The sequence below is a fragment of the Variovorax sp. 05T418 genome (assembly GCF_056396385.1).
Genome location: NZ_JBFTLJ010000002.1, coordinates 337,926 through 351,816 on the forward strand (window position 1 = coordinate 337,926; position 13,891 = coordinate 351,816).

A 13,891-nucleotide genomic window follows, 5' to 3' on the forward strand; every position below is an offset into this window, starting at 1 on the left:
GTTCATGCGCTGCGAAGCGGCACCACCTTTTGCGCGCGGGCGGGCGAATAGTTCAGGAGGCCCGAAATTTCTTCGGCGGTGGCGCGCACGCGCTGCACCATCTCGTCCATGCGGTTCTCCTCGATGTGGCCCGAGGTGATGGTGGCGCCCAGCGCCGCCACGATGTGGCCGCTGTGGTCGCGCACCGGCGCCGCAATGCTGGAGATGTTCGATTCGAAGAAGCCTTCTCCCAGCACGTAGCCGCGCGTGCGGTCGGCCTGCACCATGTCGAACAGCTCGCTCACGGTGGTGGGCGTGCTCGGCGAGAAGGTCTCGAGCCTGTCTTCCGGGTAGAGCGCGCGCAGCTGCGGCAGCGTGAGGTCTTCGAGCAGCACGCGGCCGAGCACCGTGGCATGGGCCGGCAGGCGCGTGCCCACGGTGACCGAGCTTGCGAACGGCGTGGGCGGCGCCACCTTGGCCACGTAGACGATGGAGCGGCCGTCGCGCACCACCAGGTTGCAGGGCGTGCGCAGCTCGTCGCACAGGCGGTTGAGCAGCGGCGCGCCCAGCTGCGTGAGCTCCAGCGAGGCCAGGTATTCGAAGCCCAGGCGCAGCACGGCCAGGCCCAGGCGGTAGTCGCGCCCGCCTTCGGCGCGCTCGAGGAAACCCATGTTCTCCAGCGTGGTGAGAAGCCGGAACACGGTCGAGCGCGGCAGGTCGAGGCGGCGCCCCAGTTCAGGCGCGGAGAGCGTGCGGCTCTCGCGGCTGAACTCGCACAGCACGCGCAGGCCGCGTTCGAGCGCCGGCACGTTGTAGCGCTCGCCGCCCTCTTCCATTGTCTCGTTGTCGTGGGTGGCCATGGTGGTTCGTTCTTCCCTTTGGTTGTCTTGTCGTGTGTCTTCTGTCAGGCGGCCAGCACTTCGCGCAGCAATGCGGCAACGGCCTGCGGCTGCTCCACGTAGCTCGCATGGCCGGCATCGGCAATCGATTCGAGCGGCACGCCGCAGCGGCGCGCGACCTCGGCGCAGGCCTCGGGCGTGGTGACGGCATCGAGCGCGCCACAGGCCACGCGCACCGGCATGGCGGGCGGCAGGTCGGCCAGCAGGTCGGCATTGCACAGCAGCTCGACGGCCTGGCGATAGCCCCCGTCGCTCAGCTGCGCCATGTTCCATTGCACCCACTGGCGCGCGCGTTCGTTGGCGCCGGCGGACACGAGCCGGCCCGCGCGCTTCGCGGCCATGCCGGCGATGCCGAGCTCGTCGAGCGTGGCAAGCCGCTCGGCGCGCACCTTGCGGCGGGCTTCCTCGCGCTGCGGGGCGCCATAGCCGGCCGCGGGGCTGACGAGCACGAGGCGCCGGATGCACGAAGCCAGCGCCGAATCCTTGCGCGCGGCGCGGCCCGCCGTGATCGCGCCGAGCGAATGGCCGACCAGCACGCAGGACGGCAGCTCCAGCGCATCGAGCAGGCCGTGCAGCCGCTGCGCGTAGTCGGCCGCGCAAGGCGACGCAGGCGCGAGCGGCGTCGATGCGCCATAGCCCGGCGCATCCCACGCGATCACGCGGGCCTGCGGCGCGAGCTGCAAGGCAAGGCCGAGCCACGAGGCCGCACCCGAGCCGATGCCGTGCAGGCAGACGATGGCCGGACCCGCGCCGCATTCGCGCACCGACACCTCAGCGCCACCGCCCACCGGCACGGCGCGCGCCGGAAAGCGGGCCTCCAGCAGCGCCAGCTCGGAAGCGGGCAAGGCGCTCTGCGCGTGGGTGGCAATGGCGTCGTTCATGGCCTCTTTCTTTTTCTTCAGCGCTTGATCTTCGCGAGCGGATGGTCGGCCGGATAGGTCGGCGTCACGGGCTTCTTGGCGCCGAGCATCACGCACATCAGCGCGTCTTCGTCGCCGATGTTGATTTCTTCGCGGTACACGCCGGGCGGCACCGAGATCAGGTCGCGGTCGGTCATGATGGTTTCGAAGCGTTCGCCGTCTTTTTCGATCACCACCTTGAGCTTGCCGCGGATCAGGAAGAACACTTCTTCCACGTCGGTGTGCAGGTGCGGCGGGCCTTCATGGCCGGCCGGGATCACCATGGTGGAGAAGGTGAAGTGCTCGGCCGGCACGGTGTTGACGTCTTTCGCAACGCCGGTGCCGCCGGTGCCCACGTAGCGCATCTGCGCGCGGCGGAACTTGGGGTCGAGGTCGGCCTGGAACTTGAGCGCATCCCAGTCGTACTTGCGGGTTTCGTAGCGCGCAATGCGGCTGTTCATCCACTCGGCCAGGCTGCTGCCTTCGGGCTGCGCCAGCGTGCTGCCGGCGGTATCGGTGATCTTCTGCTGTTCGGACAAATCGCTCATCGTGTTCACTCCATTCGTCGGAAAAAAATTTGAATCAGTGCATCGCAAAGCCGCCGTTGACGGCCAGCAGCTGGCCCGTCACGAAGCGCGCGAGGCCAGAAAGCAGGTACAGCGTGGCACCGCAGACATCGGCGGCCTGCTGCTCGCGCGGGATGGCGCGGCCTTCGAGGTATTTCTGGTGGCGCGCCATCGGCACGTACTCGGTGGCTTCCACCAGCGTGAGGCCGGGCGCCACGGCGTTCACCGTGATGTTGTCGCCGCCCCACTCGCGCGCCAGCGAGCGCGTCATGGCAATGACGGCGCCCTTGCTCGAGGCATAGGCCAGCAGGTTGGGCGCGCCCCACAGCGCGGTGTCGGACGCGAGGTTGACCACCGCGCCGCGCCCGCTGGCAGCAAGCGCGGGGCGGCAGGCCCGGCCCATGAGCCAGGTGCCGCGCACGTTGACGTTCATCACGCGGTCCCAGGTGCCGACGTCGAGCTGGTGCGCATCGCGTCCGCCCGAGTTGGTGATGGCCGCGTTGTTGACGAGGCCGTCGAGCCCACCGAGCAGGCGAAGCGCTTCCGCGGCGCAGGCTTCGATCGAGGCCGGCTCCGACAGGTCGACTTCCAGCGCATGCGCCCGGTGGCCGGCATCGCGCAGCGCCTTGGCTTCGCCCTGGGCCAGCTCGCCGAGGATGTCGGCCAGCACCACCTGCGCGCCGGCCGCCGCGATGCACTGCGCAAACGCAAGCCCCAGCCCGCGCGCGCCGCCGGTCACGAGGATGCGGCGGCCCGCCAGCAGGTTGGCGGGCAGCTCGGCCAGCAGGGCTTGCAGGCTCGAGGGATCGGGAACGGCTTTGGGTTCGGTCATGGTGCTTTTTCAGTCGGCCTGGATGCCGAGCTCCTTGATGACCTTGCCGAAGCGCGCAAAGTCCGCGGCGTTGGTCTTGCCGAGCACGTCGGCGCTGCCGCCCACGGGCGTGGTGCCCAGCACGGCCATGCGCGAGACGATCTCGGGCATCTTCAGGATCTCGTTGAAGTGGGCGTTGAGCGTCTTGACGATCTCGGGCGGCAGGTTGCGCGGGCCCCAGAGGCCGTTCCAGGCCGTGACCTCCACGTCCTTGTAGCCGAGCTCCTGCAGCGTCGGCACCTTGGGCGCGAGCGCCGAGCGCTCGTGCGAGGCCACCGCGAGCGGCAGCATCTTGCCGTTGGCAAGGTACGGCGCCACCGGGCCCAGCGTGATGAAGGTGGCGGGCACGTGGCCGCCCAGCACGTCGTTGACCGCCGGCGCCACGCCCTTGTAGGGCACGTGCCCGAGGCTCACGCCCGCGGCGCGGTTGAACATCTCGCCCAGGATGTGCATCGGCGAGCCGCTGCCCGGGCTCGCAAAGGTCAGCGGCTTGCCGCCCTTGGCCGCGGCCACCAGGTCCTTGGCGCTTGCGAGGCCGCTGGCGCCGCCCGCCACCAGGAACAGCGGCTGGCTGCCGGTCTGCACGATCGGCGTGAAGCCGTTCAGCACGTCGTAGCCCGAGGTGCCGCCCGTCTTGAGCACCAGCTGCGCGATCGAGAAGGTGCTGGGCGAAAGCAGCAGCGTGTAGCCGTCGGGCTGCGCCTTCGAGACATAGGCGCTGCCGATGATTCCGCTGGCGCCGGGGCGGTTGTCGACCACCACGGGCTGGCCCACGCGCGCCGACAGCTTCTCGGCGAAGAGCCGCGCCAGCGCGTCGGTGTCGCCGCCGGCCGGATAGGCGACGACCAGCGTGATCGGCTTGCTCGGATAGCTGCTCTCGGCCCTGGCGGGCCCCGTGGCGCAGGCGACGCCGAGGGCGAGCGCGGCTGCAATGGCTTGTCGGCGTGTGGATGGCATGGCGTTCGTGGGGTGGATCTGTCTGTTTCACTAATGAAACAGTGATTTATTAATGGAACGAGACGAAGAATACCGAGTACCAATGGCTTCGTCAATCTAGGTACAAACCCTTGAATCCGGCGCGCAGGGCCGCGCCCGCCGTGCGGGCGGCGGGTGTTTCTCAGGCGGGTTGTCCGGCTGCCCGGCTCAGGCGCCGTAGCGCGCCACCGTCAGGCCTTCCATGTCGATGGCGGGGCTTCGGCCATCGATCAGGTCGGCCATCACGCGGCCGGTGCCGGCCGCCATGGTCCAGCCAAGCGTGCCGTGGCCGGTGCTCAGCATCAGGTTGGGAATGCGCGTGGCGCCGATCACCGGCGTGCCGTCGGGAGTCATGGGGCGCAGGCCGGTCCAGAAGGAGGCGTCGCGCACATTGCCGCCCTTCGGAAAGAGATCGGTCACGACATGCTCGAGCGTGTCGCGCCGCCTTGCGTCGAGCCGCAGGTCGAAGCCCGAGAGCTGCGCGGTGCCGCCCACGCGGATGCGCTCGCCCAGCCGCGTGACGGCCACCTTGAAGGTCTCGTCCATCACGGTGGATTCGGGCGCGCCGCTGGCGTCGGAGATGGGCACGGTGATCGAGAAGCCCTTGACCGGGTACACCGGCAGGTCGATGCCCAGCGGCTTGACCATGGCCGGCGAGTAGCTGCCGAGCGCCACCACGTAGCGGTCCGCCGTGAAGCGGCCGGCATCGGTGCGCACGGCCGTGACGCCGCCGGCGCCGTGCTCGATGGCCTGGATGCCCACGCCGAAGCGGAACTTCGCGCCGGCCGCCTCGGCCAGCACGGCCAGCGCCTGTGTGAACTTGAAGCAGTCGCCGGTCTCGTCGCCCGGCAGGCGCAGGCCGCCGACGAACTTGTTCTTCACGGCCGCGAGCGCCGGCTCGTAGTGCACGCAGCCTTCGCGGTCGAGCACCTGGTAGGGCACGCCGGAGGCCTGGAGCACTTCCACGTCCTTGGCGATGCCGTCGAGCTGCTTCTGGGTCCGAAAGAGCTGCAGCGTGCCGAGCGCGCGCTCGTCGTAGCGGATGCCGGTGTCGGCGCGCAGCGCCTTGAGGCAGTCGCGGCTGTATTCGGCAAGCCGCACCATGCGGCCCTTGTTGAGCTCGTAGCGCGCCTGCGTGCAATTGCACAGCATCGACAGGCCCCAGCGCCACATGGCCGGATCGAGCATGGGCTTGATCACCAGCGGGCTGTGCTGCATGAGCATCCACTTGATGGCCTTGAGCGGCACGCCGGGCCCGGCCCAGGGCGCCGAATAGCCGGGCGACACCTCGCCCGCGTTGCCGAAGCTGGTTTCGAGCGCGGGCGCGGGCTGGCGCTCGAGCACCGTCACGTCGTGGCCGGCGCGCGCCAGGTAGTACGCCACCGAGGTGCCGATGACACCGCTGCCGAGGATCAGAACCTGCATGAGAACACTCCCTTGAAACCATGCGCACCGATGGCCCCAGAGGGTACAGCGTCCGCGCTACGACAGGCCCAGTGCGTCTTGCAATTGCCGTGCCGTCCAGCGCCGGGGCTGGGCGGGCCACTCCTCGAGCAGCGCGAACATCCTCGCGTTGCGCGGCGCCTCCAGGTCCTGGTCCTGCGCGAGGCGCACGACCTCGCCGCTGAGCGCATCGATCTCGGTGCGCCGCCCGAGCGCCAGGTCGTCGGCCATGCTCGAGCGGGCCTTGGCGTCGATGCGCAGCATGCGCGCCGCGACGAGGCGAAACAGCCAGTCGGGCAGCCGCAGCACCGCCGACAGCCGCTGCGCCGGCACCGCGGCCACCTGCGCGGGCGCGATGCCGGCGCTGCCCAGCACGCCAAGCGCCTCGTCGATCAGCGCCGCAAAGCAGCGCCGGTAGCCGCGCTGCAGCAGCTCGTCGCGCAGCGGCAGGCCCGAGAGCGCATTGACCGGGTTGTTGAGGTTGAGCAGCAGCTTGCCCCACTGCACGGGCAGCAGGTCAGGGTAAAGGTCGAGCGGCACGCCGGCCCGCGCGAAGACCGGCAGCCAGGGCCGCAGCGCCGCATCGTCCTGCGCCGCCAGCCGGCCGGCCGTTCCGCGGTGGAAGGCACCGGGCCCGATCTCGGCCACGTTGTAGGGCACCATGCCCGGCAGCACCTGGAGCGTGGGCCCCACGCGCGACGCCGAAGCGCAGTTGGAGATGCCGTTCTGCAGCGAGACGACCAGCGTGCCCGCGGGCAGCGCAAAAGCCAGTTCGGCGGCGGCACTGGCCGTGGCGCCGCTCTTCACGCACAGCAGCACCAGCGACGGCATCGCGCCGACGGGCACCTGCTCGCTCAGCCGAAGGCTCGCGGCCGGCAGGCGGTGCGTGCCGCCTTCCAAGTCGGTGAGCGCCAGGCCGTGTTCGGCCAGGCCCCGCAGCACGCGCGGACGGCCGACGAAAGTGACCGGCACGCCGGCCGCCGCCAGGCTGCCGCCCACGAAGCAGCCGATGGTGCCCGCCCCCATCACCAGCACTTCGCCGGGAGGCCGGCCGGGCACCTCGGCTCGGGCCATCAGGTGCGTTCCGCCACCCAGGCTTGCACCGATTGGAGCGCCGCCGGCAGGCCCGCGGCATCGGTGCCGCCGGCCATGGCCATGTCGGCCTTGCCGCCGCCCTTGCCGCCCACCTGCTGTGCGACAAAGTTGACCAGTTCGCCGGCCTTGACCTTGCCGACCGTGTCGCTCGTGACGCCCGCAGCCACCTGCACCTTGGCGCCGTCGACCGCGGCCAGCACGACCACCGCCGTCTTGAGCTTGTCCTTGAGCTTGTCCATGGTGTCGCGCAGCGTCTTGGCGTCGGCGCCGTCGAGCTTGGCGGCCAGCACCTTGATGCCGTTGACGTCGACCGCCTGCGCCACCAGCTCGTCGCCCTTCGACGAGGCGAGCTTGCCCTTGAGCGAACCCACTTCGCGCTCCAGCGCCCTCACCTGCTCCAGCACCTGCACGAGCCGGCCCTGCAGTTCGGCGGCCGGCGACTTGAGCGTGGCGGCCACGCTCTGCACCGTGGCTTCGAGCTCCTGCAGGTAGCCGAGCGCATTGGCGCCCGTGACGGCCTCGATGCGCCGCACGCCGGCGGCCACGCCGCCTTCGCTCACGATCTTGAACAGGCCGATGTCGCCCGTGCGGCCCACGTGGGTGCCGCCGCAGAGCTCGCGGCTGGAGCCGATGTCGAGCACGCGCACGCTCTCGCCGTACTTCTCGCCGAACAGCATCATGGCGCCGGTCTTCTGGGCCGACTCCATGTCCATCACGCGCGCATGCGTCTCGGTGTTGGCCAGGATCTCGGCGTTCACGCGCTTCTCGATCTCGAGGATCTGGTCGTGCGTGACGGCTGCGTTGTGCGCGAAGTCGAAGCGCGTCTTGTCGGCATCGACCAGCGAGCCCTTCTGCTGCACGTGCGCGCCCAGCACTTCGCGCAGGGCCTTGTGCATCAGGTGCGTGACCGAGTGGTTGCGCATGGTGGCGGCGCGGCGCGCGGTGTCGACCGCGGCCTTGACCGTGTCGCCCACCTTGAGCGTGCCCTGGGTCTGCGTGCCGTGGTGGCCGAACACGTCGGCCTTGATCTTCTGCGTGTCGTCCACGCCGAACTGCACGCCCTCGGCCACCAGCACGCCCTGGTCGCCGACCTGGCCGCCGCTCTCCGAATAGAAAGGCGTGGTGTCGAGCACCACGATGCCGGGCTGGCCTTCCTTCAGTTGCTGCACGGCCGCGCCTTCGAAGTACAGCGCCACGACCTTGGCGTTCTCTTCGAGCTTCTCGTAGCCCGTGAAGACGTTGCCCGCACCGCCGTATTCGACGTTGCGGTCCATCTTGAACTTGCCGGCGGCGCGGCCTGCGGCCTTCTGCTTTTCCATGGCGGCATTGAAGCCGGCCTCGTCCACGCTCACGCCGCGCTCGCGGCACACGTCGGCCGACAGGTCGAGCGGAAAGCCGTAGGTGTCGTGCAGCTTGAAAGCGACTTCGCCCGGCAGCGTCCTGGCGTCGCCGGCCAGGGCCGCGTCGAGGATTTCCATGCCATTGGCCAGCGTCTCGAAGAAGCGTTCTTCCTCGGCCTTGAGGGTTTCGGTGATGCGCTTCTCGTCGGCCACCAGCTTGGGGTAGGCCTCGCCCATGAGCTTCACGAGGTCGGGCACCAGCTTGTGGAAGAAGGGCTTCTTCTGGCCCAGCTTGTAGCCGTGGCGAATGGCGCGGCGCACGATGCGGCGCTGCACGTAGCCGCGGCCTTCGTTCGACGGAATGACGCCGTCGGCCACCAGGAACGAGGTGGCGCGGATGTGGTCGGCAATCACCTTGAGCGAGTTGTTGCCCAGGTCCTTCTCGCCCGTCTCGCGCGCGGCGGCCTTGATGAGCGCGTCGAAGATGTCGATCTCGTAGTTGCTGTGCACGTGCTGCAGGATCGCGGCCAGGCGCTCCAGGCCCATGCCGGTGTCGACGCAGGGCGCGGGCAGCTTCTTGACCGAGCCGTCGGGCTGCATGTCGAACTGCATGAACACGTTGTTCCAGATCTCGATGTAGCGGTCGCCGTCTTCATCGGGCGAACCGGGCGGACCGCCGGGGATCTCGGGACCGTGGTCGTAGAAGATCTCGGAGCACGGCCCGCAGGGACCCGTGTCGGCCATCATCCAGAAGTTGTCGGACATGTAGCGCCCGCCCTTGTTGTCGCCGATGCGCACCACGCGCTCGGGCGGCAGGCCGATGTCCTTGGTCCAGATGTCGTAGGCCTCGTCGTCCTCGATGTAGACCGTGGCCCAGAGCTTCTCGGCCGGCAGCTTGTAGACCTTGGTGAGCAGCTCGAAGGCCCAGGTGAGCGATTCGCGCTTGAAGTAGTCGCCGAAGCTCCAGTTGCCCAACATCTCGAAGAAGGTGTGGTGGCGCGCGGTGTAGCCCACGTTCTCCAGGTCGTTGTGCTTGCCGCCGGCGCGAAGGCACGCCTGGACCGAGGCGGCGCGCACGTAGGGGCGCTTGTCTTCGCCGAGGAACACGTCCTTGAACTGCACCATGCCCGAGTTGGTGAACATGAGCGTGGGATCGTTGCCCGGCACCAGCGAGCTGGAGGCCACCACCGTGTGGCCCTTGGAAGCGAAGAAATCGAGAAAGGTCTTGCGGATGTCCGCGACCGTGATTGTGGGCTGGCTCATCTTTGGATTTCGTCTTCTGTCGAGGGCGGCCTGGCGATGGCGACCCTCTCGTCGAAACCACTGCGGCGAACCGACCTGACTGCTTGATTTGCTTGAACAATCGATTATAGGTTTCGCTTGCGGGCCGCGCCTTCGCCAGGAGGCGCCGGCGCCGCCCGGGTGCCAAAGCTAATATGGGAATTAGCGCGCAGAACCAAATGCGCCCGGCTTCGTCCCATTCATTTCAACGTGAATCAAGGAGCACGCATGGCAGGCCATGAGGCAGCACACTGGAAGATCGAGGACCTGGATTTCTCCCGCATCGCGCGGCCGGAGGTCCGTCGGGACGAGAATCTCTTCTATCTCGTGGCCTGCGCCTCGTTCGTCGAAAGCGGCTCGGACCTGTACACCCAGAACCTGGTCGACTTCTTCCGCGGCGACGACGAAGTCACCGCCTGGCTCACCCACCAATGGGAAGCCGAGGAACTGCAGCATGGCCGGGCCTTGCGCGCCTACGTTTCCCACGTCTGGCCCGAATTCGACTGGGAAGGCGCCTACCGCGGCTTCCTGGAGGAATACGCCACCTATTGCAAGGTGGAGCTGCTCGCGCCGACGCGCGGGCTCGAGCTGGCCGCGCGCTGCGTGATCGAGACCGGCACCGCCAGCTACTACCGGGCACTGGCGCGCAGCACCACCGAACCGGTGCTGCGTGACCTGGCAAGCCGCATCGCGGCCGACGAGGTCAGCCACTACAAGCACTTCTACCGGTTTTTCCGGCGCTACCGGCAAGAGGAAGGGCTGGGCCGCTTCCGCGTGCTGGGCACCATCGGCCGGCGCACGCTGGAACTCAAGAGCGAGGACGCCGACTGCGCCATCCGCCACGTGGTGCGCGCCCGCACCCCCGGGCGGGCCGCCGACACGGCCTACATCCAGCAGCTGAGCGCGCGCATGAACAGCACCGTGCGCACCCACCTGAGCCCGGGCGCCACGCTCAAGATGCTGATGCGGCCGCTGGAACTGCCGGCCGGCGTGCAGGCCGTGGTGCAGTACCCGATCCGGCAGTTCATGGAGCACGTCTTCCTGCGCTGACGGGTTCATGATTGCAAACTTTTTTGCAACTCGTGAAAAAAATCACACTTTTGACCTCTTAAATATCTTCACTTGCGGGGCCGGGAAAGGGATGCTTCGCCCTTTGCCAACCAATGTGAGCGGAGCAATGGTCCATCAGGTCATTCACAACGCAACAGTCACGTTGCAGTTGTCCTTCTACTTGAGCGTCGACGAGAGGGTCGAGGCGCTTCGGGCAGCCGGCATACCGGTCGATGGAACGGGAAACGCGACAGCGGGCTACCTGTTCGTGCGAACCACGGGCCGCGTCGGCAAACGCAAGAACACCTACCGCTGGTTTGCCGCGGGCATCGGCGAAGAGGCCCAGGCCGGGGACATGCCGCCCAAGCCGGCCTGGACCGAGGAACAGTTCGCGCATGCGGACGAGATCGATATCGGCGCCGGCCTCGTCCCGGGCGCGCCGGTTGCGCCGGCCGCACCGGAGCTCGTGCCCGCCACCGTCGCGTACCTGCGGCTGTGGAAGGAACTGGAGCAGCGCTCCCGCGACGCGGCGAACGACCTGCACAGGAAGCAGATCGCCTATTTCCGCGACCTCGGGCCCGCGCCCGACGCGCTCGATCAGCAACTGATGCAGGAGGCTGCGGAGGCGGCGAGCAAGTGCCTTGCGGCGGCACGGGGGCAGAACGAGCCTTCGGTTTTTCGGCGCTGATCCGATGGCGCCGCGGCGGGGCAACCTGCCCCGGGGCGCCTTCCCTTCACTGCCCTTCGCGCGCGAGCGGCTGTTCCGCTGTTTGCACCGAGGCGGCCAGCTGCTTTTCGGTGCGCCACCAGGCCAGCAGCCGGTCGAAGCTGCCGTCGAAGGCGCGATCCTGCAGTGCTTCGCCGATGAACGAGCAGCGCGCCGCCGACTCCATGTCCAGCATCTGGCGGGTGGCCGTGCGGTCGCAGGCCAGGTAGGCCTGCTTGAGTTCGGCAAGCGGCATCGAGGCGGGTTTGTCCATGCCGGGCTGCGCGGCTGCCATCGAGGCGGCCAGGGCCAGCGGCACGGCCGCAAAAAGCATCATGCGGGAGCAATCGGGCTTCATGGCTAGCCTCCTCTCAAAAGCCCGGGGCGTCCGGCTCCGGCGCCTTGAGGGAAAGTGCCTGCTGCTGCTGCGAGAAGACCGCGCCGATGTAGTTGTCCACGCGCTCCGCGGCCACCTTCGCGTCCACTGCCGCCACCACGTGGCCGGCCTCGGCACCCGCAGGCCCGGCCGATGGCTGGCCCTGCCCGCACCCGGCGCCGGCCGCGCCGAGCCCCAAGAGTGCTGCTGCGTGAAAGATCCTGAGGAAGTCCATGTCTGCTCCTGGTGATGTCGGCATTGCCTGGGGAATCACTCGCCCTCGACGCAGAACCAGTGCCAGCGCACCACGCGCTGCCCGCAGTAGCGGTCGACGACGCGCGCGATCAGTTGCGCATTGCCGGACGCATCCCGGCGCCTCTCCATCCAGATCAGGGCCTCGTAGAGGTCGTCGGCCTCGCCGCTCGCGTCGTACCTGTCGAACAAGGCATTGGAGAGTTGCCAGTTCGAAAGCTCGTCCCCGCCGGCCGCTTCGTTGCGCAGCAGACCGAGCCGGGACGCTCCTGCAACGGCCGGCAGCGGCACCGCGGCCGGCCGCGCGGCCATGCTGCGCGGGGCCACGACGTTCGCAGGCGGACTGCCAGCCGCGAACGCCAGCAAGGCGCCGGAGGCCAGCGCCCCCGCAGCAAAGGAGCCGGCGAGCTGAATGACGCGGTCGTACATGGCGGGCTTCCTTGCGGCAACGGGATGCGCCAGCGTAGGCAATCCAAGCCGCCGCCGCGTCATCCGAAGCAATGAGGCCCGCCCTCGGGACTGACGGTAGAATCCGCGCCTGCTGCGGGTGTAGTTCAATGGTAGAACGGCAGCTTCCCAAGCTTCATACGAGGGTTCGATTCCCTTCACCCGCTCCACCAGCCCCGCACTCCTGCGCGGCCTGCACGCCGCTCACAGCCGCCGCGCAAGCTTCGACCGGCTCTCCTCGGTCCGCATCCTGTTGATCTCGGCCATCCCCTCCTTGGTGATGCGCTTCACGATGGCGTTGCGTGCGTTCTTGTATTTGCCCGAGCCGTCCAGCGCCGGCGCTATTTCAGCTTCGATCAGGCCCGTTGCCTTGAGGACGGACACGTGTCGAACGTCTTCGGGAGTCACTACTTTCTTGGGCAGCGGTACGTGCTGGAGGCTCATCAGGAAAGTCAAAGGCATGCGGATCCCTCGATTGGTGTTGTTGCCGAAATGTTCCTTCGCGTGAATTTCGAAAAAAGTCTTTCCCTGCCGCGTTGGCTTGTCGGACGCAAGCCAGCCGCGTTGTAGCGAAGACGCCAACTTAAGCACTAAAGCAAGGAGGCCCTCCGAAGCGGATCGGAAGGCCGGGGGCTCGGGCCGCCGAGGCTGGCGCAACCAGGGGGCCGAGTAACAGATGGAGATGGTACCTAGGTACCCACTATCCCGCCAGATCGAAGCAGCAGCCCGCGTAATAGGGCGTGTCGCCGCCCTCGACGAAGGGCACCTCGATCGGCTTGCCTTCGTTGCGCCAGGCATCGCGGCGCTTGTAGCCGGCATCCCTGAGTTCGGCCCACAACTCCTCGACGTGCTGGATGCGGTAGGGGCAGAACGCGATGCCGATGCTGTTGATCGTGTAGATGGTGCGCTCGGGGTGCACGGCCGTCGTGTTCAGCACGATGCGCCTGGGCTTCACGGCAAGCCCCGACAGGATCTCGGCGATGCGCTGCGGCAAATACTGCAGGCTGCCCGAGGCATAGAGCACGTCGCAGCCGCTGGCGCCCTGGTAGTCGGTGGTGAAGTCCAGCTGCGCGGTGGCGTCGCGCTGCACGGCCAGCTCCTTGCCTGACTGCACCACCCCGGGCACGTCGCAGACCGTCCAGCGCAGGCTGTCGGGGTAAGGCAGGACGCGGCGGAATGCGTAGTACTTGATGCCCACGTGGCCGCCCAGGTCGAACACGCGCCGCATGCCCTCGTCGAACGATCTCCCGAGCCAGAAAAGGCCGGGGTAGTCGTAGAAGTAGATCTGGTGGGTGTAGAGCTCGCCGGCCGCCTTGGCGTTGCTGTAGCCGACGGCCTTCGACTCCGGCGCGCCGGCCTCGGCGGCGGCAAAGCTCTCGAAGGAGCCCATGAAGAGGTTCTCGGTCTCGTTGACCAGGAACTTGCGCCTGTAGGCTTCGGCGCGGTGACGCAAGGGCAGCAGGTTGGGAAGCATGGGCTGGTTTCCTCATTGGCTGAAATGCACCCCTGGCGATTCGGGTGCCGCACGGACGAACTCCCGGCAAGTGCCGGCGCTTTTCGGATTTGCTGCGGACCTCCAGGCCTTGAATTGCTATCAAAACGCCACAAACCCGATTGATTTATTAAATTTACAAAAAAATCGACCTGAATCCTGTCAATCGGCGAGGCAGCCGACCACCCTGGAGTTACACAACTGCGGCGCCCCCTCGGGG

Annotated in this window: 15 protein-coding genes and 1 tRNA gene; 3 read left to right on the plus strand and 13 right to left on the minus strand. The window is 68.1% G+C overall.

Going from position 1 to position 13,891, the window contains the following annotated elements:
- Window positions 1-2: 2 nt before the first annotated feature.
- From AC1DMS_RS04935 to alaS, 8 genes are all read right to left on the minus strand, one after another.
- Window positions 3-839: an IclR family transcriptional regulator gene (locus AC1DMS_RS04935; protein ID WP_012748267.1), complete on the minus strand. Its 837-nt coding sequence runs from the start codon at window positions 837-839 to the stop codon at window positions 3-5.
- Between the two features lie 44 nt (window positions 840-883).
- Window positions 884-1,759: an alpha/beta fold hydrolase gene (locus AC1DMS_RS04940; RefSeq protein WP_478180713.1), complete on the minus strand. Its 876-nt coding sequence runs from the start codon at window positions 1,757-1,759 to the stop codon at window positions 884-886.
- A 17-nt stretch (window positions 1,760-1,776) separates the two neighbouring features.
- Complete coding sequence (locus AC1DMS_RS04945) at window positions 1,777-2,325, minus strand: cupin domain-containing protein (protein WP_012748269.1); 549 nt, start codon at window positions 2,323-2,325, stop codon at window positions 1,777-1,779.
- Window positions 2,326-2,359: 34 nt separating this feature from the next.
- Entirely contained in the window at window positions 2,360-3,175 is an 816-nt protein-coding gene (locus AC1DMS_RS04950; protein ID WP_478083381.1) for an SDR family oxidoreductase, read from the minus strand.
- 9 nt (window positions 3,176-3,184) lie between these two features.
- Complete coding sequence (locus tag AC1DMS_RS04955) at window positions 3,185-4,171, minus strand: Bug family tripartite tricarboxylate transporter substrate binding protein (protein ID WP_012748271.1); 987 nt, start codon at window positions 4,169-4,171, stop codon at window positions 3,185-3,187.
- A 186-nt stretch (window positions 4,172-4,357) separates the two neighbouring features.
- Complete coding sequence (locus AC1DMS_RS04960) at window positions 4,358-5,614, minus strand: D-amino acid dehydrogenase (protein ID WP_478180714.1); 1,257 nt, start codon at window positions 5,612-5,614, stop codon at window positions 4,358-4,360.
- A 57-nt stretch (window positions 5,615-5,671) separates the two neighbouring features.
- Window positions 5,672-6,706, minus strand: coding sequence for a 2-dehydropantoate 2-reductase (locus AC1DMS_RS04965; RefSeq protein WP_478180715.1), 1,035 nt, complete (start codon window positions 6,704-6,706; stop codon window positions 5,672-5,674).
- Entirely contained in the window at window positions 6,706-9,330 is a 2,625-nt protein-coding gene (gene alaS / locus AC1DMS_RS04970) for an alanine--tRNA ligase (RefSeq protein WP_478180716.1), read from the minus strand. Before alaS ends, AC1DMS_RS04965 begins: the two co-directional genes overlap by 1 nt.
- A gap of 246 nt (window positions 9,331-9,576) precedes the next feature.
- Between alaS and AC1DMS_RS04975 the strand changes: the two genes are divergently transcribed.
- Entirely contained in the window at window positions 9,577-10,398 is an 822-nt protein-coding gene (locus AC1DMS_RS04975; RefSeq protein WP_478180717.1) for a ferritin-like domain-containing protein, read from the plus strand.
- A gap of 127 nt (window positions 10,399-10,525) precedes the next feature.
- The gene (locus AC1DMS_RS04980; protein ID WP_478180718.1) at window positions 10,526-11,086 is read left to right on the plus strand and encodes a hypothetical protein; all 561 of its coding nucleotides are present in this window, start codon (window positions 10,526-10,528) and stop codon (window positions 11,084-11,086) included.
- 46 nt (window positions 11,087-11,132) lie between these two features.
- Here the strand turns inward: AC1DMS_RS04980 and AC1DMS_RS04985 are convergent, their stop codons facing one another.
- The 3 genes from AC1DMS_RS04985 to AC1DMS_RS04995 are packed head-to-tail and all read right to left on the minus strand — an operon-like array spanning window position 11,133 to window position 12,161.
- The gene (locus AC1DMS_RS04985) at window positions 11,133-11,462 is read right to left on the minus strand and encodes a hypothetical protein (protein WP_478180719.1); all 330 of its coding nucleotides are present in this window, start codon (window positions 11,460-11,462) and stop codon (window positions 11,133-11,135) included.
- Between the two features lie 13 nt (window positions 11,463-11,475).
- Window positions 11,476-11,715 carry a hypothetical protein gene (locus tag AC1DMS_RS04990; protein ID WP_478180720.1) on the minus strand — a complete coding sequence of 80 codons (240 nt, stop codon included), beginning with the start codon at window positions 11,713-11,715 and terminating at the stop codon, window positions 11,476-11,478.
- 35 nt (window positions 11,716-11,750) lie between these two features.
- Complete coding sequence (locus tag AC1DMS_RS04995; protein ID WP_478180721.1) at window positions 11,751-12,161, minus strand: hypothetical protein; 411 nt, start codon at window positions 12,159-12,161, stop codon at window positions 11,751-11,753.
- A gap of 114 nt (window positions 12,162-12,275) precedes the next feature.
- On the opposite strand from AC1DMS_RS04995, the gene AC1DMS_RS05000 reads away from it, so the two are divergent.
- A tRNA-Gly gene (locus AC1DMS_RS05000) sits at window positions 12,276-12,349 on the plus strand.
- 34 nt (window positions 12,350-12,383) lie between these two features.
- On the opposite strand, the gene AC1DMS_RS05005 is transcribed toward AC1DMS_RS05000, so the two are convergent.
- Together AC1DMS_RS05005 and AC1DMS_RS05010 are read right to left on the minus strand one after the other, a co-directional pair.
- Entirely contained in the window at window positions 12,384-12,641 is a 258-nt protein-coding gene (locus AC1DMS_RS05005; protein ID WP_018904682.1) for a hypothetical protein, read from the minus strand.
- 238 nt (window positions 12,642-12,879) lie between these two features.
- Window positions 12,880-13,653, minus strand: a complete 774-nt coding sequence (locus AC1DMS_RS05010; protein WP_478180722.1) for a TIGR04325 family methyltransferase — start codon at window positions 13,651-13,653, stop codon at window positions 12,880-12,882.
- Between the last annotated feature and the right edge of the window lie 238 nt (window positions 13,654-13,891).